27 protein-coding genes are annotated in these 26,474 nt (G+C 63.8%); 11 read left to right on the top strand and 16 right to left on the bottom strand.

What is annotated here, in order from left to right:
* Positions 1-12: 12 nt before the first annotated feature.
* From SJY33_RS11810 to SJY33_RS11800, 3 genes are read right to left on the bottom strand one after another with little or no spacing between them, the layout of a single operon-like run.
* Positions 13-513 (bottom strand): DUF2497 domain-containing protein, encoded by a 501-nt coding sequence (locus tag SJY33_RS11810; protein ID WP_379922963.1) that lies wholly within the window; start codon positions 511-513, stop codon positions 13-15.
* Positions 514-559: 46 nt separating this feature from the next.
* The gene (locus tag SJY33_RS11805) at positions 560-2,020 is read right to left on the bottom strand and encodes a TolC family outer membrane protein (RefSeq protein WP_379922962.1); all 1,461 of its coding nucleotides are present in this window, start codon (positions 2,018-2,020) and stop codon (positions 560-562) included.
* Positions 2,017-2,631 (bottom strand): protein-L-isoaspartate O-methyltransferase, encoded by a 615-nt coding sequence (locus tag SJY33_RS11800; RefSeq protein ID WP_379922961.1) that lies wholly within the window; start codon positions 2,629-2,631, stop codon positions 2,017-2,019. Before SJY33_RS11800 ends, SJY33_RS11805 begins: the two co-directional genes overlap by 4 nt.
* Positions 2,632-2,847: 216 nt before the next feature.
* Here SJY33_RS11800 and fumC point away from each other — a divergent pair, with 216 nt between their 5' ends.
* From fumC to SJY33_RS11785, 3 genes are all read left to right on the top strand, one after another.
* Positions 2,848-4,254 (top strand): class II fumarate hydratase, encoded by a 1,407-nt coding sequence (fumC, locus tag SJY33_RS11795; RefSeq protein ID WP_379923584.1) that lies wholly within the window; start codon positions 2,848-2,850, stop codon positions 4,252-4,254.
* 136 nt (positions 4,255-4,390) lie between these two features.
* Positions 4,391-5,656: a sensor histidine kinase gene (locus SJY33_RS11790; RefSeq protein WP_379922960.1), complete on the top strand. Its 1,266-nt coding sequence runs from the start codon at positions 4,391-4,393 to the stop codon at positions 5,654-5,656.
* Positions 5,649-6,404, top strand: coding sequence for a LytR/AlgR family response regulator transcription factor (locus tag SJY33_RS11785; RefSeq protein ID WP_379922959.1), 756 nt, complete (start codon positions 5,649-5,651; stop codon positions 6,402-6,404). The genes SJY33_RS11790 and SJY33_RS11785 overlap by 8 nt, the downstream gene beginning before the upstream one ends.
* A 161-nt stretch (positions 6,405-6,565) precedes the next feature.
* Here the strand turns inward: SJY33_RS11785 and SJY33_RS11780 are convergent, their stop codons facing one another.
* Complete coding sequence (locus SJY33_RS11780; protein ID WP_379922958.1) at positions 6,566-6,889, bottom strand: UrcA family protein; 324 nt, start codon at positions 6,887-6,889, stop codon at positions 6,566-6,568.
* 188 nt (positions 6,890-7,077) lie between these two features.
* Here SJY33_RS11780 and SJY33_RS11775 point away from each other — a divergent pair, with 188 nt between their 5' ends.
* The 3 genes from SJY33_RS11775 (at position 7,078) to SJY33_RS11765 (ending at position 8,536) form a co-directional block, all read left to right on the top strand.
* Entirely contained in the window at positions 7,078-7,392 is a 315-nt protein-coding gene (locus SJY33_RS11775; protein WP_379922957.1) for a hypothetical protein, read from the top strand.
* 7 nt (positions 7,393-7,399) lie between these two features.
* The gene (locus tag SJY33_RS11770) at positions 7,400-8,155 is read left to right on the top strand and encodes a metallophosphoesterase family protein (RefSeq protein ID WP_379922956.1); all 756 of its coding nucleotides are present in this window, start codon (positions 7,400-7,402) and stop codon (positions 8,153-8,155) included.
* Between the two features lie 183 nt (positions 8,156-8,338).
* Entirely contained in the window at positions 8,339-8,536 is a 198-nt protein-coding gene (locus SJY33_RS11765) for a hypothetical protein (protein WP_379922955.1), read from the top strand.
* A gap of 104 nt (positions 8,537-8,640) precedes the next feature.
* Here SJY33_RS11765 and rpsI read toward each other — a convergent pair whose 3' ends face one another.
* The 3 genes from rpsI to SJY33_RS11750 all read right to left on the bottom strand — a co-directional run bounded on the left by rpsI (position 8,641) and on the right by SJY33_RS11750 (position 10,835).
* Positions 8,641-9,156 carry a 30S ribosomal protein S9 gene (rpsI, locus tag SJY33_RS11760; RefSeq protein WP_379922954.1) on the bottom strand — a complete coding sequence of 172 codons (516 nt, stop codon included), beginning with the start codon at positions 9,154-9,156 and terminating at the stop codon, positions 8,641-8,643.
* Positions 9,156-9,635 carry a 50S ribosomal protein L13 gene (gene rplM / locus SJY33_RS11755; RefSeq protein ID WP_379922953.1) on the bottom strand — a complete coding sequence of 160 codons (480 nt, stop codon included), beginning with the start codon at positions 9,633-9,635 and terminating at the stop codon, positions 9,156-9,158. The genes rpsI and rplM overlap by 1 nt, the downstream gene beginning before the upstream one ends.
* 195 nt (positions 9,636-9,830) lie before the next feature.
* On the bottom strand, positions 9,831-10,835 hold the full coding sequence (locus SJY33_RS11750) for a COX15/CtaA family protein (RefSeq protein WP_379922952.1): 1,005 nt from the start codon (positions 10,833-10,835) through the stop codon (positions 9,831-9,833).
* 256 nt (positions 10,836-11,091) lie between these two features.
* On the opposite strand from SJY33_RS11750, the gene SJY33_RS11745 reads away from it, so the two are divergent.
* From SJY33_RS11745 to SJY33_RS11730, 4 genes are all read left to right on the top strand, one after another.
* Positions 11,092-11,481 (top strand): MerC domain-containing protein, encoded by a 390-nt coding sequence (locus SJY33_RS11745; protein WP_379922951.1) that lies wholly within the window; start codon positions 11,092-11,094, stop codon positions 11,479-11,481.
* 54 nt (positions 11,482-11,535) lie between these two features.
* Entirely contained in the window at positions 11,536-12,513 is a 978-nt protein-coding gene (gene thiS / locus SJY33_RS11740; protein ID WP_379922950.1) for a sulfur carrier protein ThiS, read from the top strand.
* A 69-nt stretch (positions 12,514-12,582) separates the two neighbouring features.
* Positions 12,583-13,095, top strand: a complete 513-nt coding sequence (locus tag SJY33_RS11735; protein WP_379922949.1) for a hypothetical protein — start codon at positions 12,583-12,585, stop codon at positions 13,093-13,095.
* Between the two features lie 18 nt (positions 13,096-13,113).
* A complete protein-coding gene (locus SJY33_RS11730) occupies positions 13,114-13,359 on the top strand; it encodes a ribbon-helix-helix domain-containing protein (protein WP_379922948.1) in 246 nt (81 codons plus the stop codon).
* A gap of 16 nt (positions 13,360-13,375) precedes the next feature.
* On the opposite strand, the gene murA is transcribed toward SJY33_RS11730, so the two are convergent.
* Positions 13,376-14,656 carry a UDP-N-acetylglucosamine 1-carboxyvinyltransferase gene (gene murA / locus SJY33_RS11725; RefSeq protein ID WP_379922947.1) on the bottom strand — a complete coding sequence of 427 codons (1,281 nt, stop codon included), beginning with the start codon at positions 14,654-14,656 and terminating at the stop codon, positions 13,376-13,378.
* Positions 14,657-14,792: 136 nt separating this feature from the next.
* Between murA and SJY33_RS11720 the strand changes: the two genes are divergently transcribed.
* The gene (locus SJY33_RS11720; protein WP_379922946.1) at positions 14,793-15,671 is read left to right on the top strand and encodes a UTP--glucose-1-phosphate uridylyltransferase; all 879 of its coding nucleotides are present in this window, start codon (positions 14,793-14,795) and stop codon (positions 15,669-15,671) included.
* A 208-nt stretch (positions 15,672-15,879) separates the two neighbouring features.
* Here the strand turns inward: SJY33_RS11720 and SJY33_RS11715 are convergent, their stop codons facing one another.
* The 8 genes from SJY33_RS11715 to glnE form a co-directional block, all read right to left on the bottom strand.
* Positions 15,880-17,667, bottom strand: a complete 1,788-nt coding sequence (locus SJY33_RS11715) for a flotillin family protein (RefSeq protein WP_379922945.1) — start codon at positions 17,665-17,667, stop codon at positions 15,880-15,882.
* Positions 17,668-17,678: 11 nt separating this feature from the next.
* Entirely contained in the window at positions 17,679-18,308 is a 630-nt protein-coding gene (locus tag SJY33_RS11710; RefSeq protein ID WP_379922944.1) for an OB-fold-containig protein, read from the bottom strand.
* Positions 18,309-18,413: 105 nt separating this feature from the next.
* Positions 18,414-19,706: a cytochrome P450 gene (locus SJY33_RS11705; protein ID WP_379922943.1), complete on the bottom strand. Its 1,293-nt coding sequence runs from the start codon at positions 19,704-19,706 to the stop codon at positions 18,414-18,416.
* On the bottom strand, positions 19,703-21,256 hold the full coding sequence (locus SJY33_RS11700; RefSeq protein ID WP_379923583.1) for an acyl-CoA synthetase: 1,554 nt from the start codon (positions 21,254-21,256) through the stop codon (positions 19,703-19,705). Before SJY33_RS11700 ends, SJY33_RS11705 begins: the two co-directional genes overlap by 4 nt.
* 237 nt (positions 21,257-21,493) lie before the next feature.
* A complete protein-coding gene (locus SJY33_RS11695) occupies positions 21,494-22,225 on the bottom strand; it encodes a M23 family metallopeptidase (protein ID WP_379922942.1) in 732 nt (243 codons plus the stop codon).
* A 113-nt stretch (positions 22,226-22,338) separates the two neighbouring features.
* Positions 22,339-23,142 (bottom strand): ferritin-like domain-containing protein, encoded by an 804-nt coding sequence (locus SJY33_RS11690; RefSeq protein ID WP_379922941.1) that lies wholly within the window; start codon positions 23,140-23,142, stop codon positions 22,339-22,341.
* Positions 23,139-23,612 carry a peroxiredoxin gene (locus tag SJY33_RS11685; RefSeq protein ID WP_379922940.1) on the bottom strand — a complete coding sequence of 158 codons (474 nt, stop codon included), beginning with the start codon at positions 23,610-23,612 and terminating at the stop codon, positions 23,139-23,141. The genes SJY33_RS11690 and SJY33_RS11685 overlap by 4 nt, the downstream gene beginning before the upstream one ends.
* Entirely contained in the window at positions 23,609-26,368 is a 2,760-nt protein-coding gene (glnE, locus tag SJY33_RS11680) for a bifunctional [glutamate--ammonia ligase]-adenylyl-L-tyrosine phosphorylase/[glutamate--ammonia-ligase] adenylyltransferase (protein ID WP_379922939.1), read from the bottom strand. Before glnE ends, SJY33_RS11685 begins: the two co-directional genes overlap by 4 nt.
* Positions 26,369-26,474 lie beyond the last annotated feature (106 nt).

Genomic DNA, 26,474 nt, shown 5'->3' with positions numbered 1-26,474 from the left:
AGCGAATGCCGATCAGCGGCGCTTGCCGACAATCCGCGAAATTTCGGCCTGTACAAGGTTTTCGACCATCGCAGGCAGATTGGCTTCGAGCCATTCGGCCAGCATGGGACGCAGCATTTCGCGGACAAGGCCTTCCAGAGAGGTTTCCCCCTGCCGTACGATGTGCGGGCGCGCCGGCGGTTCGGCCAGCATCGCCAGCGCGGCGAGATTTTCCTGCATCGCATCGCGCACGGTTTCGGCCAGCAGGGGCGATTCGTCGGTCTGGTCCATCGGCATCGCAGATGGTTCGCGGGGGGATACGTCCTCACACTCCATCGCGGCCAGATCAAGCACGTCGTCATCGTCACGCACCTGATGCGTGCGGGCGAGCGGCGCCGGTTCGGCTTCGGAATCTTCGGACACCAGCATCCTGCGACGGCGCGCTTCCATGGCGCCCACGCGGTTGTCGCGCGCGATCACTTTCTTGATCGATTCGAGGATTTCCTCAACCGATGCTTCGTTGTCCTGCGCCATAATCAGCCCCGTTTCCACGCCCGGCACGTCCCGAATCGGGATCGCATCATTCGCCGGGCAGCAATTGCGGGCCGATTTTTGCGTCAGCGGGCGGAATGTCAACGGTTCTGGTTGATTTCGGGGCAGGTTCCGCATCGCGGTCCCAGTCCCACATCTTGCTGCTGACCCGTGCAGCGTTGATGGTGGGATCATACAGGACGCCGGTATCAAGGTTGAGATCGCGCGCTTCGGCGCGGCCCATCAGCGCCAGCAGGTTGAACCCTGCAACATAGGCATTGCGCCGCGCTGTCACCAGCTGCGCGCGGGCATTGACCAGTTCCTGTTCGGCGTTGAGCACATCGAGAATCTGGCGGTTGCCGATCGAATTTTCCGCGCGCACGCCTTCAAGGCTGAGCTCGGCCGCTTCGACCGCGGCTTGCGAGCTTTTGATGACCGCGTTGGCGGCAAACCAGTTGGAATAGGTGGCCCGCGTGCTTGCGATCACCTGCCGTTCGGCGGCGATGACATCTTCCAGCGCGGCGCTTTCAAACGCGCCGGCCTGCCGTTGCCGGGCAGCAGGAAGGCCGCCCTGAAAGATCGGAATCGTGAAACGCAGGCCCGCGTTGGCGGTGGTCTCGGTCTGGAAGAACCGCGGATCACCCGCCTGCAGCGTTCCGAAATAATCTGCATAATTCGCGCCGGCAAACACCGCCAGTGTTGGCAGGCGCCCGGCACCGGCGGCTTCGGTATCGAACCCGGCCGCCTTGGCGCGTTCCTTCGCCGCGATCAGGCTGGGGTTGTTTTCCAGCGCCGTGACCACTGCAGTGCCCACATCATCGGGAAGGCCCGGAAGCGGGGGCGGCGGTTCAAGATCGCCCGGCGCCCGTCCGACAAGCCGGATATAGGTTTCCCGCGCCGCGATCAGGTTGGCATCGGCCAATTGCCGGTCGCCTTCGGCCACCGCCAGACGCGAACGCGATTGCGCCACGTCGGTAATGGTCAGATCGCCGATCTGGAACCGATCGCTGGTGGCTTCCAGATTGGTGCTCAAAACCGCAACATTGTTGTCCGCCAACGCAACCAGTGCTTCGGTCCGCAGCACGTCCATATATGCCGCGACGACTTCGATGAACAGGTTGCTTTCGCTGGAGCGCAGTTCCGCCTGCCCGGCGGAAACGCGTCCCTTGGCCGCCTTGATCCCGTTTCTGACCGCGCCGCCCGAATAGATCGGGACAACCAGATCCGGCCCGACGCTGAAGATCCGTTCGGTGGGCGCGAAGGCATTGGGCGACGGTTTGACGAATTCGACATATTGTCCCGTCGCATTGATCGACGGCAGCCCTGCGGCGCGCTGGATCGGCACACCTTCATCGGTTGCGCGCTGGCTGGCCCGTGCACTTTCGAGCGAGGGGTTGGTTTCGTAAGCACCCACCAAAGCCTCACGCAGCGTATCGGCCTCAGCAGGGCCTGCTAGCGCTAGCACGCTTGCCGAACCGACCAAAGCGAGAAGGGCGCCCTTGCGCGTCACGCGAAGGTCCAGCCCTTGGGTGCATCGAAGGCGTGAAGTACCGGAATACCCAGGTCTTCGACCGGTTGCAGATTGACCGTACCGGCCACCTTGCGTCCGGTGGCGAGCCGCGTGACCTGCCGCAGAAGCAACCCGGTTACGATCCGGCCTTCGTCTTCCAGTAGGGAAGTGAGGGTTTCGGGAAGTTGTTCGATCGCGCCGTCGATCACGATCAGCGAATAGGTGCCCGCACCGCCCTGACCGATTGCATCGGCGGGAGAAATTTCGGTGAGTTCCGCCACCAGGGGCCGCAGCAGCGCGGCCAGATAACCCGTTCCGCCGCGAACCACCAGCACGCGGTCAGAAGGCAGCGGTGCAGCTTCAAGCAGCAGCTTGCCATAGAACAGCGGGGCAGCAAGGTGGCCCTGTTCGCCCAGCAGCACCGCCCGATCGGTGTAGGCCTGCGCAACCTTTTCCGGCGGCAGAAAATCTTCCCGCGGCGTCATCAGCATACGGGCCAGCGCATATTCCTCGTTGACCCCGCTGGTGCGCAGCTGGCTGTCGATCATGGCGCGGCGCGCGATCAGGGATGAAGGAGGGGTTTCGGGCGTGATCGTGGTCATGATGTTCATCGTCTCTTTGCCTGACTGTATTAGGGAAGCAATACAGTCCGTCAAGCTTCTCCTTAAACGCGCCGCGCCGCTGTTCCAAGGACTTTGCAAAGTCCCGGCGTGCAAGCGTGCGTCGGCGATTTCGGCCTTTGACCTCGCCGCGTGCCAGTGCTTAGGGGAGCGCCGGTTCCTTCGGGATTGTATTCGACTTAATGAGGGATGGCTTCGATGAGTGACATGACGACAGCAGGGCAAGAGGTGCGGATCGAAACCGACTCGCTGGGCGAAGTGGCGGTTCCGGCGCATGTCCACTGGGGCGCGCAGACGCAGCGCAGCATCGTGAACTTCCCGATTGGCGGCGAAAAGATGCCCCCCGCGCTGGTCCGCGCACTGGGAATCCAGAAGCTTGCGGCGGCCAAGGCCAACATGAAGCTGGGCGTGCTTGATGCCAAGCTGGGCGAAGCGATTGTCGCTGCCGCACGCGAAGTGGTCGACGGGACGCTGGCTGACCAGTTCCCGCTGGTGGTGTGGCAGACTGGCAGCGGCACGCAGTCGAACATGAATGCGAACGAAGTGATCGCCAGCCGCGCCAATGAAATGCTGACCGGCCACAAGGGCGGCAAAAGCCCGGTTCACCCCAACGATCATTGCAACATGGGCCAGTCGTCGAACGACACCTTCCCCACCGCAATGCATATCGCCGCGGCGACAGAGGCGCTCGATCACCTCATTCCGGCTCTGATCAAGCTGCATGGCGCGCTGGATGACAAGGCCAAGGCCTTTGCCGATATCGTCAAGATCGGCCGCACACACTTGCAGGATGCCACCCCGATGACGCTGGGGCAGGAGTTCTCCGGCTACGCCAAGCAGATCGAATACGGCATCGCCCGCGTAAAGGCCGCGCTGCCACGGGTGCTGGAACTGGCGCAGGGTGGTACGGCTGTCGGCACCGGGATCAACGCCAAGGTTGGCTTTGCCGAGGAATTTGCCGCTCAGGCCGCCGCCGAAACCGGCCACGCCTTCGTCACCGCGCCCAACAAGTTCGAAGCATTGGCCGCGCATGATGCGATGGTGGAGATTTCGGGCGCGCTCAATGTGCTCGCTGTCAGCCTGATGAAGATCGCCAATGATATCCGGCTGCTGGGATCGGGCCCGCGCTCGGGCCTTGGCGAACTCAGCCTGCCCGCCAACGAACCCGGTTCTTCGATCATGCCGGGCAAGGTCAACCCGACCCAGTGCGAAGCCATGACCATGGTGGCAGCGCAGGTGATGGGCAATCACACAACGGTGACGGTCGCCGGATCGCACGGGCACCTGGAACTCAACGTGTTCAAGCCTGTGATGATCTACAACGTGCTGCAATCGATGAAGCTGATCGGGGACGCCAGCCATGCCTTCACCGATAACTGCGTTGTCGGGATTGAAGCGAACACCGCGCGCATCACCCAGCTTCTCAATGAAAGCCTGATGCTGGTCACGGCGCTGAACCCGCACATCGGGTATGACAACGCGGCCAAGATCGCCAAGAAAGCCCACGCCGAAGGCACCACACTGAAGGAATCGGCGCTCGCGCTGGGCCTGCTCACCGAAGATCAGTTTGCACAATGGGTGGTGCCGGCGGACATGATTCGTCCGCGGGATTGATGACGCCGCCATAAGGGGTCGGACTCTGGGCGGCTGAACAGGCGTTCATCTTTCGACCAAGGTCTGACCCTGCCCGACGATAGACGCCCCTGCATATGGCAGATTGCAGGCAGGGGCGTTATCGATGGTGGCCATCATGGCAACCAATCCCAGCAGCGATGCGGTTTTCGACCCGCCCCCGCCCCCTGCGACGGTATCGTTCCGCACCGTCCTGTTTTCGATGGTGGTGCTGTGGGCGACCTATTTTGTTCTGACCACGCTGCGCAGCATGGTCATGGACATCGAACTGCAATTCGATCTGGGCTGGCGGCGGCTGGTGGTGACCGCATTCGGGGTGCTGTTGACGCTGGTGCTGTGGCTGCTGCTGCGGCTGTTCGACAACCGGGCACTATGGCTCAAGATCTCGGCGGCGATCGCCTTGGCGCTGCCGGTGGCGTTGTTGATCGGGCAGGTGAACTACCTTGTCTTCAAGGACATGTCCTCCGCGATCGAGCAGGCTTATGCGCAAAAGAACAACCTGAACCTGCGCCGCGATGAAAGCGGCAACCTGCTGGTCGATGTGCCCATGCGCGGGGTTGATGCCAGCGGGCAGAACAGCGGGCAGGATACGCAATCGGTCATCATCGAGCCGGCCGAAACCTACGGCGATTTCTGGCGCAAGCTGCTCGACGTGGCGCTGGGGCGGTATTTTCTGCTGCTGGCCTGGGCTTCGACCTATTTTGCCCTGCTCGCCGGTGTGCAGGCGCGGGCGTCACAGGCTCGTGAAGAACAGTTCCGTTCCGCCGCCAAGGCAGCCGAGCTTCGATCGCTGCGTTATCAGGTGAACCCGCATTTCCTGTTCAACACGCTCAATTCGCTATCCGCGCTGGTGATGACGGGCAAGGCCGACCGGGCCGAAATGATGATCCAGACGATCAGCCGCTTCTACCGCCACAGCCTTGCCAACGAACCGACCGCGGACGTGGCGCTGCAAGATGAATTCGATCTTCAGAAGCTGTATCTCGATATTGAAACCGTCCGGTTTCCCACCCGGCTGGTGTGCGTTTTTGATCTGCCCGAAGATCTGGAAGATGCGCGGGTGCCGGGGATGATCCTGCAACCGCTGGTCGAAAATTCGGTCAAGTATGCCGTGTCGGCGGTGTCGCGCAAAGTGACCATCACGATTGCGGCACGTGAGGAATTCGATCAGCTTGTCATCACTGTCGGCGATGATGGCCCCGGCGTCCCGCAGGGCGCTGCGCACGGGTTCGGCATCGGGCTGGCCAACGTGCGCGACCGGTTGGAGGCGCGCTTCGGGCCCGAAATCGGCTTTTCGTCAACGCCTGTCGAAGGCGGCTATTGCACCGAAATCCGTATCCCGCTTTCGCGTCCCCTCAATCAGCAGACGAGCCGCCATGCCTGAGAACGATCGTGAAACCGCCGCGCTGCGCACATTGATCGTCGATGACGAACCCTTGGCAGTGGAGCGCGTGCAGGTCATCTGTGCCGAAATCCCCGCGGTGCGCGTGGTCGGCACCGCCAGCGACGGTGCGGCCGCGCTGCGGCTGGCCGAAAAGCTGACCCCCGATCTGGTGCTGCTCGACATGACCATGCCCGAACTCGACGGGTTGGGCGTGGCGCGCCATTTTGCCGCGCAGTCGCAGGCACCTGTGGTCATATTTGTTACCGCGCACGATCACTTCGCAGTCGAAGCCTTTGATCTTGAGGCGGTAGATTATGTGCTGAAGCCCGTTTCAGCCGATCGGCTGGAACGCGCGATCGAGCGCGCAGTGGCGCGCCGCGGCCAGCGCCGTCAGAAGGCGAGCCGCTATCTGGACGAATTGTGGGTGCCGCACCGCTCCGAACTGCTGCGTATCGCGGTGCATGAAGTGCATCAGATCGATGCCGAGCGCGACTACGTGCGGCTGCATGTCGGCGGGCCTGACGCAGCGCGATCCTATCTGTTGCTCCAGACCATCGCGGGGCTCGAAGAACGGCTCGATCCCGAACAGTTCATCCGCATCCACCGGTCCACCATCCTGCGCCGCGACCATATTCGCGGGCTGCGGCATGATGGCCTGGGGGTGTGGTCGGCCGAACTGGTCAATGGCGAGGCGCTGCGTATCGGACGCACGTATCTTGCCCGTGTCAAGGCGATGGCGGGGCGCTGAACCAAGGGCCGCAGTGATCCGCGATGCAGGGTGAGCGGTCAGCGCCGTGCACGGCTTCTTCCCAAAAAAACGGCCCGAACCCCAGGGACTGGAAGGGTTCGGGCCGTAGCGACTGCGCCGCCGCCGCCGGGGTCGGGGCGAAGCGCAGCGTTCGCAGCGTGCTATCCGCCGCGCTGCTTTCGGGGGGCGAGCGCGGCGACTTGCTGCCGGGCTTCGCTGCGCGCCTTGGCCATGCAGCCGCGCGCATCGTGCCGCATCACGCGGGTTCCGGTGGCCGGGCTGTTCACGCGGCAGACCGTGCGCGCGGCCTTGTCGACCCGCCAGTCGAGCGTTTGCTGACCAGCGGTCGTGCCAAGGTCGATATCGGCGGTTTTGACCGCGACACGCATCGGCTGGCCATTATCGGCGAGCGCCGGGGTAACAGCGGCGCCGGCAAGGGTAAGCGCGGCAAGGGTGCGAGTGAACGACGTTGCAAGGGGTGTCATGTTCCATCTCCTCCATGTGGCAGGGGCCTTTAATCGGGCGGGGGTCCGATCGGTCGGGGTGCGATGGGCCCTGCTGACACCCTTGATACCCGCCAGCCCTGCGCACGGCATCAGCGCGTCGATCAACCCCCGTGCCGCCTCCGACCGGCGAAGCGGTGCCCTGACCGAGGGTGTGAATGGGCGGACAAATGACGGTTCCCAATCGACCAACGCAGCGCCATAGTGTCGCCGTGGGCTATGCAACCGCCATTATCTTCCTCTTGGGAATCGCCAACTTCGCCATCAACCGTGCGGTGTTCGACAGCGATCACCCGCTGCTCGCCCGATTGCCGCAGGTCAGCCGCGCCATGGGCCGCCGCGCCGCGCTGGCGAGCGAATTTGCCGTGCTTTTCTTTGCTCTGCTGCTGTCGGTGGAAGGGTGGCCGGGTTTTGTCTGGGCCTATGCGCTTTATACCATATTCAATGCAGGTGCCGCGTGGCTGATCCTGACGCGGCGGGTATAGGGGCGACATGACCACCCGTCTGTTCCACATCAGCGATGTTCATTTCGGCGTGGAAGACCGCGCCGCGCTGGATGCGGTTGCCGCGGCGGTGGCCGCTGAACGCCCCGATGCCGTGGTCTGCACCGGGGATCTGACGCAGCGCGCCAAACATTCCGAATACGCCGCCGCGCAAAGCTGGTTTGCTGCGCTGGGCGTACCTGTCGTGCTCGAACCGGGCAATCACGATATGCCCTATTACAACCCGTGGGAACGCTTCACCGATCCCTTCCGCCGGTTCGAGCGTCTGCGCGCGGCGGTCAGCGGAGGGTTCGAATCGCCCGATGTGGTGCTGGTGCCGCTGCGCACCACCGTGCGGGTGCAATCGCGCATTCCCTGGTCCGATGGGGTGGTGAAGGCGTCCGCGCTGCGGTCGACGCTGATGCAACTGGAAGCGCTCAAAGGCGATCCGCGCACTATCATCGTGATTGCGCATCACCCATTGCTGGGACCCGACGTGAGCGCGCACAACCCGACAATCGGCGGCGATGCGGCCTTTGCGCAGATTGCTGCGGCGGGCGCACATGCGATGATAACGGGCCATGTCCATATGCCGTTCGACGAAACCCGTCGCAGCGCCGGGCACGCCATGCGGACCATCGGCACCGGCACGCTGTCCACCCGGCTGCGTCATGATGCGCCGCCCAGCTGGCGGGTGATCGATTGCGCACCTGGCGGCGTCATCGAAACCCATCTGCGCCTGATCGGAACTCCGTCCGCATCGTAAGATAAGGGCCGCCGGCTTTAACCCTTCCTCTAGGGAAGGCATTAACGCTTTTTCGGTGAAATACGGCGCGCAAGCGGTGGCCCGTGTTCGCACGCACCCACGCGCTTGTCCGTGGGGAATCACAGCAGTCGCAGCCGCCCGGGGCCGTTATCGTGCCGGTGTCCGCGACGAAGGGGAACAGCGATGGATATGATCAAGGCGCTGATGTTTGGCGCGATCCTGTCGGCGACACTCGCGCTGGTTATCGGATCGCAAGGATCGAGCGCGGGCCCGCTCGCGATCCACATGGTGCAGGTTGTCGATGCCAAACTGTATTGGTCGTGGCCGGTATTCTTTTCGGCCAGCGGAATCGCGTTCGGGTTGATGCTGCTGCAACGCTGACCACGCGGGCACCGGACGAATACCCGGCACACACAAACCCGGCACGACGAAAAAGGGCGGCTCCCATGCGGGGCCGCCCTTTCGTCTTTCCCCGAGGGGAGAAATCAGCGCTTCGAGAACTGGAAGCTGCGGCGGGCCTTGGCCTTACCGTACTTCTTGCGTTCCACCACGCGGCTGTCGCGGGTGAGGAAGCCTTCAGCCTTCACCGCGCTGCGCAGTTCAGGCTCGTACTTGGTCAGCGCCTGCGCGATACCGTGCTTCACAGCGCCTGCCTGGCCCGACAGACCGCCACCGCGAACGGTGCAGATCACGTCGTACTGACCGGTGCGGTCGGTGATGGTGAAGGGCTGGTTGATCACCAGACGCAGGGTCGGACGCGCGAAATAGGTTTCCTGATCGCGGCCATTGATGGTGATCTTGCCGGTGCCGGGCTTGACCCACACACGGGCAACCGCATCCTTGCGGCGACCGGTGGCGTAGGAACGGCCCTGCTTGTCGACTTCGCGATCCCGCAGCGGAGCGGTGACGCGGGCGATTTCAGCAGCGTCACCCTGAGGGGCGTTGCCGGCAATGTCCTTCAGATCGGCGAGATCGGACACGGTGGTGGTTTCGTCAGCCATTATGCAACGACCTTGTTCTTGCGGTTCATGGAAGCAACGTCGAGCACTGTCGGCTTCTGGCCGTCATGCGGATGCTCGGTGCCGACATAGAGGTGCAGTGCGCGCATCTGGTCACGGCCCAGGGGACCGCGCGGGATCATGCGTTCCACGGCCTTTTCGAGCACACGTTCGGGGAAACGACCGCCCAGCACCTTGGCCGGGGTGGTTTCCTTGATGCCGCCGGGGTGGCCGGTGTGCTTGTAATAGATCTTGTCGGTCGACTTCTTGCCGGTGAACTTCACCTTCTCGACGTTGATGACGATCACGTGATCGCCGCAATCAACGTGCGGGGTGTAGATCGGCTTGGTCTTGCCGCGCAGGATGTTGGCGATGATCGATGCGAGGCGGCCGACAACGAGGCCTTCGGCATCGATGATGTGCCAGTTCTTTTCGACCTCGGCCGGTTTGATCGACCGGGTCTGCTTGCTGAGTGCCTTCATGGCATGTGTCCTTGGTTCGAAACTGTCCTGCCGCCAGATGTCGGCAAGAATCACCCCGTGCGATCGCTGGATCGGGTGGGGAAGTGGGGCGCAAATGTCGTTTGACCCTGCGAAAGTCAAGCAAAAGCGCCGTTTGCGCGTAGGGTAAAATAATACCCTATGACAAATCAGGTCACTGGTGCAGCGCCCCGATCCTCAGACTGCGGCGGTTGGAGCGCGGGCTTTTGCCAGTCCGTGCGCATGCATCGCCCATGCCGTCGCTGCGACGGTCAACGCGCCGACAAGTTGATGCGCCGCCGCGATCCACAGCGAAACCCCGCTCAGCACGGTGGCGATTCCCAGCAGCACCATCGTGCCGATGGCCGCATTCAGCGCGATGCTGGCAAAGCGATCGGTGCCGCGCACGCGCCGCGCCAGCCACACCAGCGCGGCAACCGCGACCCATGCCCACCAGCGGTGCAGGAAATGGAGCAAAAAGGGATCATGCGTCACGGTCCAGATCACGCCCTGCGTCCAGCTGGTTTCAGGGACAAGGCGATCGTTCATCAGTGGCCAGTCATTCGCGGCATGGCCTGCGTTAAGTCCGGCCACCCATGCGCCCAGCAGCAGTTGAACGAACAGCACGGCCGCCGCGGTGCCTGCGCCCACTGTCAGCGGGGCAGGGCGCGCTGTGGGATCGCTGGCAAGGCGCCGCAGGTCGCGCACCGTCCAGACAAGTCCGCCGAGCAGGAACAACGCGGTCAGCAGGTGAGCGGACAGCCGGAAGTGGCTGACATCGGTGAGATCGGTTTCGCCCACGCCTGACGACACCATGTACCATCCGAGCGCGCCCTGACCCAAAATAAGACCGAACATCGCTATCAGGCGCCAGCCATAGCCCGCCGGAATGGCGCGTCTTGCAGCAAACACGATTAACGGCAGCAGAAACGCCAAGCCGATCACACGGCCCAACAGGCGGTGGAACCATTCCCAGAAGAAGATGAACTTGAACGCCGCCAGATCCATGCCCGCCGGGCCACTTTCGATCCGGTATTCGGCCGTCGCCTGATATTTCACGAACTCGGCCTGCCATGCCGCCTCGGTCAAGGGCGGAAGGATGCCGCTGACGACGTTCCATTCGGTGATCGACAAGCCGCTTTCCGTCAGCCGTGTGATACCGCCAACCACCACGATTGCCACCACCAGCAGCGCGACCACCATCAGCCAGCGGGCAATCGCCAGCGGCCGTGCGCGGGTTTGCGTTGCGGGGGGAAGGGGTTCGACACGGGGGCAGATAGGGCCATGATGTCAGGCTCTTTGTGCTTCGCCGTGGCGGTGTGCAAGCCTGTTTGCTGCAAACCCCCATGCGCAGCGCGCAAGCAGGCCGCCCATGCGGATCGTGGAGCGCAATCGGCAGCACGTGTCGCGAATGGTGTCTTGCGCGATGTAACAACATAACATATAACGACTGCAGATCATGCCCCAGAACGCCCTTCCTCCCGCGAGTCGCACCTCGCTGCGTCGCCGACTCGATCAGATGGGTATTGGGCTGGCGGGTTTGTGCGCGGTGCATTGCCTTCTCACTCTGTTGCTGGTGTCCGCGCTTGGACTGGGCGGACATTTCCTGTTGGCTGAAAGCATCCACCGGATCGGTCTTGCGCTAGCGCTGGTTGTGGCAGGCGCAGCGATCGGGTGGGGCTACGTGCGCCACGGACGGGTGCTGCCCTTTCTTGTTGCGTTGGCGGGACTGGCCTTGATGGCAGCGGCGCTGGTGGTGCCGCACGGTGCCAACGAATTTCTGCTCACACTGGTCGGCGTCGCGCTGGTGTCGGGCGCGCATCTGCTGAACCTGCGCGCCGCGCGCTGATTGCAGCCCGCACTCGCAGGTTGCAGCCACGGTCTGAGCGCCTATGTCGGCGCCATGACGAAAAGCATCACTCTGAACGGCGCCCCTCACCGCTCTGACGCGGCGACCATCGCTGACCTCGTGCGCGAACTTGAATTGGCACCGGAAAAGGTCGCGGTGGAACAGAACGGCGCAATCGTGCCGCGTTCGACGCTGACTACAGCGCCGCTGGCCGACGGCGACCGGCTGGAAATCGTGCATTTCGTCGGCGGCGGCGACCATCAGGGCGACAGTTGGACCGTGGCGGGCCGCACCTTTACTTCGCGGCTGATCGTGGGGACGGGCAAGTACAAGAGCTTTGAACAGAACGCCGCCGCGGTTGCCGCGTCAGGTGCCGAAATCGTCACGGTGGCGGTGCGGCGCGTGAATGTCAGCGATCCCAAGGCGCCGATGCTGACCGACTTTATCGATCCCAAGAAAATCACTTACCTCCCCAACACCGCAGGCTGCTTTACCGGCGACGACGCGGTGCGCACCCTGCGGCTGGCGCGCGAGGCGGGGGGCTGGGATCTGGTGAAGCTCGAAGTGCTGGGCGAGGCGCGCACGCTCTACCCCGACATGCGCGAGACGCTGAAGGCGACCGAGGTGCTGGCCAAGGAGGGGTTCCTCCCGATGGTGTACTGCGCCGACGATCCGATTGCGGCGAAGCAATTGGAGGATGCAGGTGCGGTAGCAATCATGCCCTTGGGCGCGCCGATCGGTTCGGGGCTGGGCATCCAGAACCGCGTGATGATCCGCCTGATTGTCGAAGGCGCCAAGGTTCCGGTGCTGGTCGATGCCGGCGTTGGCACGGCGTCGGACGCGGCGGTGGGCATGGAACTGGGCTGTGACGGTATCCTGATGAACACCGCCATCGCCGAAGCCAAGGACCCGATTCGCATGGCCCGCGCAATGAAGCTGGCGGTGGAGGCCGGGCGCGAATCCTATCTGGCCGGACGCATGGCGCGGCGGATGTATGCCGATCCCTCTTCGCCGCTCGCAGGATTGATCTAGGTTAAAACTACATAACCCTAAATTAACCACGCTGTGCGACGTTCTCCTTGTCTGAAGGAGACATGCGCCATGATGATGCCGATTGCCGAAATGCGGGAATTTGCCGGGTTTGCCCCGGCCGAACAGCGATACATCAAGCGCAGCCTCGATATTGGCCTGGCGCGCACCGATGCGTTCCGGCGGTGGGGCCGCAGCGAGAGAGAAAACATCGCGATCCGCCGGCAATATGTCGCCTATCAGGATCTGAAGACGCTGCGGGCGCTTATCCCGCAGGATGGCACCCCGCAGGAAGTCGAACGCTTTCTTGGCAAGTTGGTGCGCTGCGCTGCCTTTGATCTGGAGCAGGAGCGGTTGGGGTGCTTTTCCGCCTTCCGCTTTCTGTACGAACGCCTGCTGGGTGCGCGTGCGCGCCCTTATCTGCCGGCCGCGTTCTGCGCGGCAAGCGCGCTGCCCAGCATCGCCCCGCAGCGCCGCAAGGTCTTGTTGCAATCACTGTCCGAAGCCGCTGCGACCGCGCCGGGCTGGTCGGAACGCGAGCCGGTGTTCCTGCCCGAATATGTGGACGACTTCGAAGCCGCCTGAGTCTATGTCGGGGCGCCTATGCAGTCGCCCTATCACCCCCCTGTCAAACGGTCGCTCAGCATTGCGGGCCACCAGACATCGATCAGCCTTGAACCGCTGTTCTGGGACATGCTGAAGGCCGCCGCCGCGCGCGAAAAGCTGGCGGTTGCTGCGCTTGTCGCCCGCATTGATGCCGAGCGGATCAAGTCACCGACGCCGCCGGGCCTGGCGAGCGCGATCCGGGTGTGGCTGGTGGTGAACGCTGAACCTGCCCGTTCGCCCTAACGAACGGGGGCCGGCCTTAATCGTCCACCCGCTCGATATCCGCGCCCACCAGCTGCAATTTCTCCTCAAGCCGTTCATACCCGCGATCGAGGTGGTAGAGGCGCCGCACCGTCGTCTCGCCTTCGGAGGCGAGCGCGGCGATGACGAGGCTCATCGAGGCGCGCAGATCGGTCGCCATCACTTCGGCGCCGGTCAGCAGATCCACACCCTTGACGACCGCGGTGCGCCCTTCAGTGGTGATGTCGGCGCCCATGCGTGTCAGTTCGGGCACGTGCATGAAGCGGTTTTCGAAGATCGTCTCTTTCAGCACGCTGGCGCCTTCGGCCCTGCAAAGCAGCGCCATCAGCTGGGCCTGCATGTCCGTGGCAAGACCCGGATAGGGCGCGGTGGTCAGGTTGGTCGCCTTCATCGCGCCGTTGGCGCGCACGTTGATACCCTTGGCATCCCAGTCGATATGAATGCCGATTGCCTGCAACGCATGGATCGTTGCCATCATGTCATCGGCCTTGGCGCCTTCAAGCCGCACCTCGCCCCCGGTAATCGCCGCAGCGCAAGCATAGGAGCCTGCTTCGATCCGGTCGGGCATGACACGGTAGGTGGCGCCGTGCAGCCGCTTGACCCCGTGGATGATAAGGCTGGACGTGCCGATGCCTTCGATTTCCGCGCCCATCGCCACCAGCATGTTGCACAGGTCGACGATTTCGGGCTCACGCGCGGCGTTGAACAACCGGCTGGTGCCGTTGGCCAGCACTGCCGCCATCAGCGCATTTTCGGTCGCGCCGACAGAAACGACGGGGAAATCGAAATCGCCGCCGGGCATCCCGCCATCGGGCTGAATGGCGCGGACATAGCCGGCTGCCAATTCGATATGCGCGCCAAAGGCTTCCAATGCCTTCAGGTGCAGATCGATCGGGCGATTGCCGATCGCGCAGCCGCCGGGCATCGACACCGTGGCTTCACCGCTGCGCGCCAGCATGGGGCCAAGCACCAGGATAGACGCGCGCATCTTGCGCACCAGATCATAGGGCGCGACATTCGATGTGATCCGCGTCGCTTCCATGCTCATCACCCGGCCGAAATCTTCGGGCCGCGTGCCTTGAATGACAGTGGTGACGCCAAACTGGTTCATCAGGTGCTGGAACCCGTCGATATCGGCGAGCCGCGGCAGATTGCGCAATGTCAGCGGCTCTTCAGTCAAAAGCGCACAGGGAATCAGGGTCAGCGCAGCATTCTTCGCGCCGGAAATGGGGATGGTGCCGGAAAGGCGATTGCCGCCGCGGATGATCAATTTGTCCATGCCGTCAGCCTTAGCGAAAAGTGCTTGCCGCGCAACTCGCAGCCGAGCCTTGCGCAACATTGATTGACCTTCGGTATTGTGCAAGGCACGGCGCAGGGATCGCACGATTGACGCAAGCAGCCATCAAGGGTGACACATGCCTCCCAAACCGATCCGCAAAGCTGTTTTTCCTGTCGCCGGGCTTGGCACCCGGTTTCTCCCCGCGACCAAGGTGGTTCCCAAGGAACTGCTGCCGGTCGTGGATCGCCCGCTGATCCAGTACGCTGTGGACGAAGCGCGCGAAGCGGGCATCGAACAGATGATCTTCGTCACCGGGCGCGGCAAGACCGGGATCGTCGAACATTTCGACATCGCTTTCGAACTTGAACAGACGATGTCCGAACGCGGCAAGGATCTGTCCGTGCTCGATTGCGCACGGGCCACTCCGGGCGATATCATCGCGGTGCGCCAGCAGGTGCCCATGGGCCTTGGCCACGCGATCTGGTGCGCCCGCGCCATCGTGGGTGACGAGCCCTTCGCGATCTTCCTGCCCGATGAACTGATGGTCGCGAAGGAAGGCGGTACTGGCTGCATGAAGCAGATGGTGCAGGCTTACGAACAGGTCGGCGGCAATCTGATCTCGGTGCTGGAAGTGCCGATGACGCAAGTCTCCAGCTACGGCGTGATCGATCCGGGCGATGCGAACGGTGCGCTGACCGAGGTGCGCGGCTTGGTGGAAAAGCCGGCGCAAGCCGATGCGCCGTCGAACAAGATCGTTTCGGGCCGCTATATCCTTCAGCCCGAAGTCATGCGGGTGCTGGAAAACCAGGGCAAGGGCGCAGGCGGGGAAATCCAGCTTACCGATGCCATGGCCAAGATGATCGGAACTCAACCGTTCCATGCCGTAACCTTCGATGGCAACCGCTATGACTGCGGCAGCAAGGTCGGCTTTGTTGAAGCAACGCTGGCGATAGCACTGGCCCGCGCCGACATGGGCGCTGAGGTGCGGGCGATTGCGCTGGATTTGCTGAAGTAACGCCATCCGCGTTTATGCTGTCGCCCATGCCTGTTGGAGACACATGAGACACTGTCTTGAGACGAAAAACCTGTGATCCTTTCGCTGGTTTGCAGAAGGCAGGTTTGAACGATCATTGCGCAGGATCATGGGCGCGATGCTGGCATTTCGGATGCATGTAGGAAAGCAGGTGCGCGGGCAGGCATGATGGCCCCCCGCGCAGGGAAGATCACTCGGCCGCTTCGTCGTCTGCTGGTGCGGAGTCCGCTTCATTCGCCCTTGCAACAGCCTTTTGCGGCGCAGGCGCTGGCTCAGGCGCTGCCTCGGCATCCGCGGCGCCCTTTACCAGCCCGGACAGCGACGATCCGTCCAGCCCCAGTTCCTTCATCAGCCCGTCAAGCACGGGGGCCTGCGCCCGGTAAGCCAGCGCTGCTGATACCGCATCACTGGCAAGGTTCCCCGATGCACCGCCGCCGGAACCGCCGCCGGAACCATTGCCGTCATGGCCCGCGCGCCCGCCATTGGTGAGCCCGTCGACCTGCACGATCTTGATCGAATCGATCGCTTCCATCGGTTTGGCGCTTTCGCGGATGACTTCGGGCAGCACCTTGAGCAGCGCCAGCTTGGTCTGCAGGCTGATCTGATCGTTGGAAAGGATATTGGCGGCCTCGTTGATCGCGCGTTGGCCTGCGGCCTCGACCTCGAACCGCACGGCCGCCGCTTCGGCGCGCAACTTTTCGGCCTCGGCCTCGCCCTGGGCTTCGAGCCGGAGCGCTTCGGCGCGGTTGCTGGCGGCATCCTTTTCCGCTTCGGCCTGCACCTTGACCCCGATGGCGTCACGTTCGGCCTGCTTGGCAGCTTCGATCAGTTCGATCTTTTTCTGGCGTTCGGCAATCTCGCTTTCGCGCGCGGTGGCCACGCGTTCCTCGGCCTCGACCGCCTTGGCGCGGGCGTCATCGGCCTCCGCCTTGGCCTGGCTTTCCTCGCGCGATTTGTTCTGCACCGCGATCTGCTGTTCCTGACGGGCGATTTCGAGCGCGCGCTGCTGGATGATGCGCGCCTCCTCGACGAGGCGATCCGCTTCGATCTGCTGGGCATCGACCTGCTTCTTGGCTTCGATCTTCGCGGCATCGGCCTCGCGGTTGCGTTCGGCTTGTTCGCGGGCGATTTCGGCGGTCTGGCCTGCGCGCCGCACTTCGACTTCGCGTTCCTGTTCCAATCGCGCATATTCCTGATCGCGCGCGATTTCGAAGCTCTTCTGGCTGGCTTGCAGGTTCTTGGTTTCGATCTGGACGCGGGTGTCCTGTTCGATATCGTTGCGCAGCTTTTTGCGCGCTTCGATTTGCTCGGTCAGCTTGGTCAGACCTTCGGCGTCAAAGGCGTTGTTGGCGTTGAAGTGTTCGATGCTGGTCTGGTCGAGCCCAGTGAGCGAAACCGATTCCAGCTCCAGCCCGTTCATTGCCAAGTCGTTGGAGCTGACCTGTTGCACCTTTTGAACGAAATCTGCGCGCTGTTCGTGCAGTTCGTTCATGGTCATGCCCGCCGCAACCGAGCGCAGCGCGTCGACGAACTTGCCTTCGACCAGATCCTTTAGCAGGTCTGGCTGCATCGTGCGTTGGCCCAGCGTTTGCGCGGCCATCGCAATCGCATTCGCGTCAGGGCGGACACGCACGTAGAATTCGGCCTTCACGTCGATCCGCAGCCGGTCGAGCGTGATCAGCGCCTCGCTGTCGCGGCGCACCACTGGAAGCACCAGCGTGTTCATGTTGACCGGCATGGTTTCGTGGAACACCGGGAATACCAGCGCGCCGCCATTCATCACCACGCGCTCTCCGCCCAGACCGGTGCGCACAAAGGCGGTTTCTTTCGATGCGCGGCGATAGAGCCGCGCCAGAAAGGTCAGGACGATGATCACGAAGATCAACCCGGCCGCGCCGATCGCCAAATAAGAAATCAAGCCTCCGGATGAGCTAAGAAGCTCCGTCGCCCCCGACTCTCCGGTTGTGGTCAAAGCCATTTGCGTTCCCCTTAAGTGTTCAGCCCAAGCAACGGGCTTTCATAGTGCACGCCGTAGAAGGTCTGCCCTTCACGGCGCACCAGCAGGACGGTATCGCCTGCATTCAATTCGAGTGTCTGATCGTGCGGTTCCACCATCACGAAATGGGCTTGCCCGTGCATGTCGATCACCTTGGCGCGTGCGGGCGATCCGGCGCGGGCGGTGCCTATCTGGATTTCGGCATCGCGCCGCACCAGATCGTCGATGTCTATAGCGGTGGTTTCATCCTTGGGCATGATCGCACCGATCGGACGCATGGCAAGGCTGTTGAGCGGCAGCGCAGCCGCGCCCGCAGCCAGCGCGGCCCATCCGGCCGAAAGCGGCGCACCCAGCATGTTCGTCAGCACTGCTTGCCCGATCACGCCAACAGTGGCGAACACGAACAGCAACGCCGCCAGCCAGATCAGCAGCGGCACACGGCCCAGCCCCAGCAGCGTGGTCAGCGCTTCGCCAAAACTGCCCATTTCGAGCCCGTCAGGCGAATCGATTTCGGTTGCGCCTTCGATCGCCTCGCCCACGCCGCTGACTTGCAGCAAGGCGATGATGGCCAGCAGGGCAAACGCGATCAGGAACGGCAGGTTGTGCGGTTCAAGCAGGTTCATGCCGCAACCGGCGCCTGTGCAAGGCGAACTGAAAATCCCATACCCCGAAAACTAGGCCAAAAGCCGTTGAAGCCAAAGCACAATCGGACGCGGTGCGGCCGATTTTCAGGCAGACGTGATGCACAGCGGCAAGGTTTTGAGACCGCCGACAAAGGTGCTGTTGGCGCGCCGTGCCTCGCCCGCTGGTTCGACATGCGCCACCCGGTCGAGGATCGCTTCGAACAGGATGCGCATTTCCAGCCGCGCCAGATGCAGGCCAAGGCACTGGTGCGCGCCCGCGCCGAAGGCGAGGTGGCGGTTGGGCGAACGAGCGGCATCGAACCGCCGGGGGTCGGGGAACTGCGCGGGATCATGGTTGGCGGCGACGTAATTCATCATCAGCCAGTCGCCCGCCTTGATTGCCTGCCCGCCCAACTCGCAGTCCTGCGCGGCGGTACGCATGAAGTGCTGCACGGGGGAGGTCCAGCGGATCGCTTCCTCGACGATGCCGGGCAGCAGCGAGCGGTCTGCGCGCACGCGGGCGTATTGTTCCGGGTCGTGGGCGAGCGCCTGCATCGCGCCAGCGGTTGAGGCGCTGGTAGTATCATGACCGGCGGTGGCGACGATGATGTAATAACCCGCCATGTCGCGCGGTGGCAGCGGCTGGCCATCGACCAGCGCATTGGCGATCACGCTGGCGACATCATCGTTGGGGTTGCGGCGGCGCTCTTCGGCAAGCTGCGCAAAGTAATCCTCGAAGGTCTTTACCGCGCCTGCAACGATCTGCACCACCTGTTCGGGCGTCATCTTGTCCATGCCGGAGCCCGAGAGATCCTTGTCCTGCCCGCCGAACAATTGCTGGGTAAGCATCTGCATGCGCGGCTCGTCCTCCGGCGGAACGCCAAGGATCTGCATGACGACGCGCAAGGGATAGGGGCCCGAAACCTGCTTCACGAAGTCCACTTCCGGCCCTTGTCCGATCATCCGGTCGACCATCTGCGCCGCCAGTGCGCGCAGTTCATCTTCCAGCCGGGCGAGGTTCCTCGGCATGAACCATTCCTGCGTCAGCTTGCGATATTTCGGGTGGATCGGCGCATCGAACACCACCAGCGAATCGACCAGCATGTTCGATCCCGTCGCCGCGCGGCTGAAACGAATCGCCTCGCTGAAGCTGAACACCACCGGACGCGGGTTGTTGAGGAAGGCAGCATTGTCTTTCGACATCCGCATCACATCGTCATAGCGAGTGACCAGCCAGAACGGATCGAACAGGCCCGGCGTATCGGGCTGCACCTTCGCGACCGGCGTTTCGGCGCGGATGGCATCGAAGGTATCGAGCAGCCCGTCCCATTCGGCATAGGCGTGCGGGTCGATCACCCGGCGCGCAATGTCGCCGGGGATCACCGCCGGCGCGCTCATGCCGCTGCTTCTTGGGCGCGCGCGGCGTATTCATCGCGCAGCTCGCGCTTGTAGAGCTTGCCATTGGCTTCACGCGGCAGTTCGGGGCGGAAATCGAACAGTTTGGGCATCTTGATCTTCGACAGGCTGGCGGAAAGGAAATCGCGCAATTCCGCCTCCAGCGCCGCGCCGCCGTCCTTCAGGGCATCGGCCATGTCGCGTGGCTGAACCACCGCCACCACCTTTTCGCCCAAGTCGGGGCAGGGCGCGCCGATCACGGCGGCGTCCATGACCCTGGGGTGCGTGACCAGCAGGTTCTCGATCTCCTGCGGGTAGATGTTGACCCCGCCGCTGATGATCATGTGGCTCTTGCGGTCGGTCAGGAACAGGAAGCCGTCGGCATCCAGATGCCCGATATCGCCCAGCGTCATCCAGCCTTTGGTGTGCATCGCCTCGGCGGTTTTGGCGGGATCATTGTGATAGGTGGGCAGCAGCGCGTTCTCGAAATAGATCAGCCCGTCCTGATCCGGAGCCAGCTCGGTCCCGTCAGGCCCGCAGACGTGCAACGTGCCATAGATCGCCTTGCCGACGCTGCCGGGGTGCGTCAGCCAGTCCGCGGAACGGATCATGGTCATCCCGATGCCTTCGCTCCCCGCGTAATATTCATTCACGATGTTGCCCCACCACTCGATCATCTCACGCTTGATCGGCACCGGGCAGGGCGCCGCGGCGTGAAGCGCGCGCTGGTGGCTGGAAAGGTCGTACCGGCTGCGCACTTCGGGATCGAGCTTCAGGAAGCGCACGAAGTGCGTCGGCACCCACTGGCTGTCGGTCACCTTGTATGTCTCGATTGCCTCCAGGGCGTCTTCGGGCTCGAACTTCTCCATCATCACCACCGTCCCGCCCAGGCGGTGGACAACCGAACACCAGCCAATCGGCGCGGCGTGATACAGCGGCGCGGGGGAGAGGTAGACCATCGACCCATCGGTCGGCATCCCGGCCCCCATCACCGCCAGCCCCACCAGCGGCACGGTGGCCTGCGGATCGGGGTCTTCGGGCGGGGCAGGGCGGATGCCCTTGGGCCGCCCGGTGGTCCCGCTGGAATAGAGCATCACCACGCCTGCGCTGGGATCGGGGATCGGATCGGAAGGCTGCGCGGCCAGCGCGGCGGCAAAGTCTTCCCCGTCCGCGCTGTCCATCACCAGCACTGTGAGTCCGGGACATTCGGCGCGGATGCCCTCCAGCACATCTGCAAAATGGCCGCTAGTGATCAGCAGCGTAGCCTGCGCGTCGCGGATGATATAGGCGGCCTCAGGCGCGGTCAGCCGCGACGAGATCGGCACCAGCATCGTGCCAGCGCGCTGCGAGCCCCAGATCAGCGTGAAATATTCGATCCTGTTTTCCAGCAGAACGGCAAAGGCATCGCCTGCCTTGATCCCGCGCGCGCGCAGCAGGTGGGCCAGACGGTTCGATTCCGCGTCCATCGCGCCATAGGTGATCTGCTTTCCCGATCCGGTCATGATGACAGCAGGATGATCGGGGCGGGTCGCGGCGTGCGCGATCGGATGCATCGACATGTGTTCTCTCTCCCTTGCCGGTCACTGCTTGTGAGCGTGCGCGGCTTGGGACAGGAAGTTACGCGAGGCAGGGCGACCCGCAAGCAAAAACGGTATCGAAATTGCTACTTATCTTTGTGGCGAGACCGCGCGGGCATTGGGCACAAAAAAAGGCGGCGGGTAAACCCGCCGCCAATGTTCGGACACCCTCTCCAATGTCCGGCCCGCTTGCAGCGGGCAATATCTTGCAGCTTATTCGCCGCCCTGACCGGTCAACCGGGCATCGCGGGCGTAGGCAAGCTGTGCTTCGCTCTCAACCATATACGGAATCGGATTGACTGCAAGCCCGTCGACGCGGACTTCGTAATGCAGGTGCGGGCCGGTCGAGCGGCCAGTCGAACCGACATAGCCGATCAGGTCGCCCTTCTTGACGTAATCGCCCGCAGCCACGGCAAGACGCGACAGATGCGCAAAGCGGGTTTCCATCGACGCACCATGATTGATGCTGATGAACAGGCCGTAGCTTGAGAACCAGTCGGCGCGGCCGATCACGCCATCAGCGGTGGCATAAACCGGGGTTCCGGTTGGTGCGGCCAGATCAATGCCCGAATGGGCGCGGCGGCCGCCAAGCACGGGGTGCGTGCGCATCCCGAAACCGCTGGTCAGCGCAGCGCCTTCAAGCGGCATGCGCGACGGCACCGAAACGGTGCGCTGCGGGATGGGTGAGGAAAACGCGGCAACCTGTTCGCCGGTGCCAAGCGTGGGGGCGGCGCGTTCGAGAGCCGTCATGCTTGAAAACAGCGACTTGAAGCGGGTGTCGCCGTTGTCGACCGCATCGCCATGCGCTTCGCGGACGGGTTCGACCATATCTGCGGTGGTTGCAGTGTTCGCGGTGTTGGCAAAAGCCGGAGCGGCGGCGGAAACCAGAATTGCAGAGCAAGCTGTAGCAGCGAGCTTCATTACGCGGCGCACGTCGAATTTCATAACTGACCCGGTTCCCGATTGCGGCCCGCCTTTTTTTTGAAGCGGCACCGTTGGATTATTCCGACACGTCGTCTTGCGCGCCTTCGCTGGAATTTGGTTATCCGGGTGAGTCGTTAATGCGCAATCTCTGCATAGAAATCACGCGATAAACCGGCTTCAAGACGCGCTGAGTCGTTGAATGGAGGGCGAACAAAACCGCGAAAATGGAGTTTTACCAATCTGCGCCAATAAGATTCGGCCGGCTCCTGCTTCATTTCGGCACAACGCTTAAAGTGTTTTGCGCCGAATCCGACGTGGCGAATTTCGTCGTCAAGAATGCGTGCCAGAATTTTTGCGCCGCGGTCATCGCCGCTCGCCTTGACCCGTTCCAATGTGGCCGGGGTGACATCCAGCCCGCGCGCTTCAAGCACCATCGGAACCACCGCCAGCCGCGCCGCCACGTCGTGCCGGGTTTCATGCGCCGCCTCCCACAGCCCCGCATGGGCAGGAAGCGCGCCGTATTGGCTGCCCAGTTGTTCCAGCTTGCGCGCCAGCAGCGCGAAATGCATCGCCTCGTCAGCGGCCACATCCAGAAAATCGCCGACAAACTCTGCGCCCATCTGCGCGCCAAACCGTCCCGCCATATCGAGCGCCAGATCGATCGCGACGAATTCGATATGCGCCAGACTGTGCCACAGCGCGATCCGGCCCCGTTCGGATCCGCCTTTGCGCCGCTTGGGCATCTGGCTGGGAGGAAGCAGATCGGGCGCATCGGGCCAAGCGGGCTGATCGGGCATGGCGACATCGAAGTCCCATACCAGGGCGCCGCGCCGCCACGCCCGCGCCACGTCGCGCGCGGCAAAACACTTGGCACGCGGATCTGCGGTGCACAGCGCGGTGCGGATGGCGCGGGCGACAGTTTGCACAGGAGCGGTCACAGCGCCCTTGCGGCCGCCAGCACATCTTCGGCGTGGCCGGCGACCTTCACCTTGGGCCAGACCTGCGCAATCGTGCCATGTGCATCAACCAGATAGGTTGCGCGCACCATGCCCATATAGGTCTTGCCGTACATCTGCTTTTCCCCCCATACGCCCAGCGCATCGGACAGCCCGCCTTCTTCGGCATCGGTCGCCAATGGTGCGGTGAGGCCGTGCTTGGCGATGAACTTCGCGTGCTTCTTGGCCGGGTCCTTGCTGACGCCGAGCAGCTTGGTGCCAGCGGCTTCGAACGCGTCCTTCAGCGCGGAGAAATCCTTGTTTTCGGTGGTGCAACCGGGGGTGTCGTCCTTGGGATAGAAGAAGATCACCAGCTTCGATCCGGCAAAGTCGGACGGTTTGACGCTGCCGCCTTCGGGCGTTTCCATCGCAATATCGGGGATGGCGTCACCGACGCCGGGAAAAGTGGTCATGCGCGAATCTCCTGTTCGGGACCGAGAATGTCTGGGCCCAGAATTTGTTTCCAAGCAGCCGCAACCTGCTGCCGTGCGGCGGCAAAGGCTTCCAGCAGGCCTTCGTAGCTATCCTCTCCGCACGCCCGCGCCAGCGCACGCGCACCCGAAGGCGGGGGTTCGCGGCCATCGGGGGCGAGCAGGCGTCCGGCGACCAGCATCCGGGTCATCAGTGCGTGCGGCTCGGCCAGATCGGCGGGGATCAGGCCCGCCGCCGCCAGCCCGGCGATCGCCTGTCCAAGATCGGGCGAGAGCGCATCCATCGCGGCCTCGGCGAGCGGGCGGCCATCGGCGGTTTCGCCCCTCAATTGCAGGTAGTGGACCAGAAACTCGATATCGACGAGGCCCCCACGCGCCAGCTTGGCATCGAGCGGGCCGGTGGGCGGCTTGTGCCTGGCCATCTCGGCGCGCATCCCCAGCACCGCATCGCGCAGCGCCGCTTTTTCGCGCGGGTCGCGCAGCACCTCGGCCAGCACGCCTTCGAGCTCGGCGCGTGCGGGCGGGGAACCGTAAAGCACGCGCGCGCGGGCGAGGGCCATGTGCTCCCACGTCCACGCCGCCTCGCGCTGATACTTGCCGAACGCTTCGCAGCTGACCGCCAGCGGGCCTTGGTTGCCCTGCGGCCTGAGCCGCGTGTCGACCTCATACAGAGCGCCTTGCGCGGTCGGCACCGAGAGCGCGGCGCTGACACGGCTGGCAAGGCGGTTGTAATAGGTCGTCGCCCCCAGCGGCCTCGGGCCATCGGACTGGGCGGCGAAATCGCCGGTGAAGAGATAGACGATATCGAGGTCCGAGGCGTGGGTCAGCGCGCCGCCGCCCAAGCGCCCAAGCCCGAGGATCAGCAGTTCGCTTCCCGCCACCTCGCCATGCTTGGCTGCAAACTCTTCTATCGTGGCCTGCGCTGCCAGCTGCATCGCAGCCTCGGCAGTGCGTGACAGGGCGCGGGCGATTGCCAGCGGATCGGCCAACCCTTCGATCAGCTGGATCCCCAGAGCGAAGCGGATTTCGCCGGTGACGATGCGGATTGCATCAAGCAGCGCTTCGTAATCGGCACGGATCGCAGCACCGCGCATGCGTGCCATGATCTGCGGCACATCCCCCGGCAGGTCGAGCGCATCCTTGTCGATCAGCGTGTCGAGCAGTTCGGGTTTGCGCGCCAGTTCGTCCGACAGCACCGGGGCCAGTGTCAGCGCGGCGACCAGACGCTGTGTCAGATCGGGCCGCGCATCAAGCAGGCGGAAGGTGGTGATCGCGCTGGGCACGGTTTCGATGATGCGTTCCCAGCGAGTTACCGCGCGCATCGGATCATCGGATTGCGCCATCGCTTCAAGCAGGACAGGTGCAAGCCTGTCCCATGCCGTCACCGCCTGCGGGGAACGGATCGCGGCAAAGCGGCCATCGCGCCATGCCTCGATCCGTTCGGCAAGAATGTCAGGTTCGGGAAAGCCCCATTCGCCCAGATTTCGGGTAAGCGCACTGACCGGCATTGCAACGGGGGCGGGGGCGGCGTCCGGGGTTCCGATCAGTTCTTCATAGATGCGCGCCGTCCGCGCGGTGATCGCGGTCAGTTCCGCGACCAGCGCCGCGCCGTCTTCCAGCCCATCAAGCTGCGCGACATTGTCCAGCGCCGCGCCATCGGGAAGCGCATGGGTCTGGCGGTCATAGACCATCTGCAGCCGGTGTTCGACCTGCCGCAGCCGGTCGTAAGCCTGACCCAGAACATGCGCATTGTCGGCGGGTATCCACCCGGCGGCGGCGAGCCGGTCAAGCGCTGCGCGCGTCCCGCGCACACGCAGCGACGAATCGCGGCCCCCATGGATCAGCTGGTGCGTCTGGGCGTAAAATTCGATTTCGCGGATGCCGCCGCGTCCGCGTTTTACGTCGAACCCGCCGCCCGGCGTGCGCGGGCCCTGGTGGCTTTCGCGAATCCGCAGCGTCAAGGCGCGAATTTCTTCAACCGCCCCAAAATCGAGCTGCGCGCGCCATACGAACGGGCGGATCTGGGCCAGAAACGCCTTGCCCGCGGCGATGTCACCCGCGGCGGCGCGGGCGCGGGTGAAGGCGGCGCGTTCCCACGCCAGCGCCGCGCCCTGATAATGTGTCAGCGCCGAGCCGACCGGTACGGCAAGCGGGCTGATCTCGCTTGCGGGCCTGAGCCGCAGATCGACCCGCAGCGCGTAGCCATCGGCGGTGCTGGATGAAAGCAGCGCCACGATCCGCCGCGCATAGCGTTGCGCGGCCTCACCCGGATCGTCCGACGCGCGCCGGGCCAGCCGTTCGCGGTCAAACAGCAGGATCGGGTCGATATCGGATGAATAATTGAGCTCGCCCGCGCCCTGTTTGCCCAGCGCCAGCGCGATGAAGCCGTCGGTCGAATCGCGGTCGGTGCGTTCGGCGATCGCGGTGCGGATGGCGCGATCGAGCGCATGGTCGGCAAAGGCAGTCAGTTCGCTCACCACCTGCGTCAGCGGGAAGGCGCCGGCCAGATCGCCCACTGCCAGCGCGGCAGCAAGCGCCAGCCGTTCGCGCCGCAATGCGACCTCGGCGTCGGCGCCCTCGCCCTGCTGGCGTGCCCAAGCCAGCGCCGCGTCGCCGTCACCTGCGGCAAGCAGCGCGGCAAGTTCCGGCTGGCGTTCCAGCGCGCGGGCGAGAAATGGCGCATGGGTGCGGGCGCGGTGCAGCGCGCTGTCCCAGTCAGGGGTTGGTCGGTTGCCCATTGCCAGCCTCTCTGGCCCCGCGCCGCGGCTGCGGCAAGGGGGGCCCGTTCTTGACCCCTGTGTTCACGCCCCGTGCTTGCACCGCACTTCCCGCTCTGCAATGGAT

The organism is Erythrobacter sp. R86502, from assembly GCF_042466465.1.
Taxonomy (GTDB): domain Bacteria; phylum Pseudomonadota; class Alphaproteobacteria; order Sphingomonadales; family Sphingomonadaceae; genus Erythrobacter.
The sequence above is the reverse complement of the archived record's forward strand: the minus strand, read 5'-3'. Positions and strand labels throughout refer to the sequence as shown.

Bases quoted from the DNA above. Each gene is read 5' to 3' on its own strand.
- SJY33_RS11810 (WP_379922963.1), bottom strand. From the start codon at position 513: ATGGCGCAGGACAACGAAGCATCGGTTGAGGAAATCCTCGAATCGATC.
- SJY33_RS11800 (WP_379922961.1), bottom strand. From the start codon at position 2,631: ATGAACATCATGACCACGATCACGCCCGAAACCCCTCCTTCATCCCTG.
- fumC (WP_379923584.1), top strand. From the start codon at position 2,848: ATGACGACAGCAGGGCAAGAGGTGCGGATCGAAACCGACTCGCTGGGC.
- SJY33_RS11790 (WP_379922960.1), top strand. From the start codon at position 4,391: ATGGCAACCAATCCCAGCAGCGATGCGGTTTTCGACCCGCCCCCGCCC.
- SJY33_RS11785 (WP_379922959.1), top strand. From the start codon at position 5,649: ATGCCTGAGAACGATCGTGAAACCGCCGCGCTGCGCACATTGATCGTC.
- SJY33_RS11780 (WP_379922958.1), bottom strand. From the start codon at position 6,889: ATGACACCCCTTGCAACGTCGTTCACTCGCACCCTTGCCGCGCTTACC.
- SJY33_RS11775 (WP_379922957.1), top strand. From the start codon at position 7,078: ATGACGGTTCCCAATCGACCAACGCAGCGCCATAGTGTCGCCGTGGGC.
- SJY33_RS11770 (WP_379922956.1), top strand. From the start codon at position 7,400: ATGACCACCCGTCTGTTCCACATCAGCGATGTTCATTTCGGCGTGGAA.
- SJY33_RS11765 (WP_379922955.1), top strand. From the start codon at position 8,339: ATGGATATGATCAAGGCGCTGATGTTTGGCGCGATCCTGTCGGCGACA.
- rpsI (WP_379922954.1), bottom strand. From the start codon at position 9,156: ATGGCTGACGAAACCACCACCGTGTCCGATCTCGCCGATCTGAAGGAC.
- rplM (WP_379922953.1), bottom strand. From the start codon at position 9,635: ATGAAGGCACTCAGCAAGCAGACCCGGTCGATCAAACCGGCCGAGGTC.
- SJY33_RS11750 (WP_379922952.1), bottom strand. From the start codon at position 10,835: ATGGTGGTCGCGCTGCTGGTGGTGGCAATCGTGGTGGTTGGCGGTATC.
- SJY33_RS11745 (WP_379922951.1), top strand. From the start codon at position 11,092: ATGCCCCAGAACGCCCTTCCTCCCGCGAGTCGCACCTCGCTGCGTCGC.
- thiS (WP_379922950.1), top strand. From the start codon at position 11,536: ATGACGAAAAGCATCACTCTGAACGGCGCCCCTCACCGCTCTGACGCG.
- SJY33_RS11735 (WP_379922949.1), top strand. From the start codon at position 12,583: ATGATGATGCCGATTGCCGAAATGCGGGAATTTGCCGGGTTTGCCCCG.
- SJY33_RS11730 (WP_379922948.1), top strand. From the start codon at position 13,114: ATGCAGTCGCCCTATCACCCCCCTGTCAAACGGTCGCTCAGCATTGCG.
- murA (WP_379922947.1), bottom strand. From the start codon at position 14,656: ATGGACAAATTGATCATCCGCGGCGGCAATCGCCTTTCCGGCACCATC.
- SJY33_RS11720 (WP_379922946.1), top strand. From the start codon at position 14,793: ATGCCTCCCAAACCGATCCGCAAAGCTGTTTTTCCTGTCGCCGGGCTT.
- SJY33_RS11715 (WP_379922945.1), bottom strand. From the start codon at position 17,667: ATGGCTTTGACCACAACCGGAGAGTCGGGGGCGACGGAGCTTCTTAGC.
- SJY33_RS11710 (WP_379922944.1), bottom strand. From the start codon at position 18,308: ATGAACCTGCTTGAACCGCACAACCTGCCGTTCCTGATCGCGTTTGCC.
- SJY33_RS11705 (WP_379922943.1), bottom strand. From the start codon at position 19,706: ATGAGCGCGCCGGCGGTGATCCCCGGCGACATTGCGCGCCGGGTGATC.
- SJY33_RS11700 (WP_379923583.1), bottom strand. From the start codon at position 21,256: ATGCATCCGATCGCGCACGCCGCGACCCGCCCCGATCATCCTGCTGTC.
- SJY33_RS11695 (WP_379922942.1), bottom strand. From the start codon at position 22,225: ATGAAATTCGACGTGCGCCGCGTAATGAAGCTCGCTGCTACAGCTTGC.
- SJY33_RS11685 (WP_379922940.1), bottom strand. From the start codon at position 23,612: ATGACCACTTTTCCCGGCGTCGGTGACGCCATCCCCGATATTGCGATG.
- glnE (WP_379922939.1), bottom strand. From the start codon at position 26,368: ATGGGCAACCGACCAACCCCTGACTGGGACAGCGCGCTGCACCGCGCC.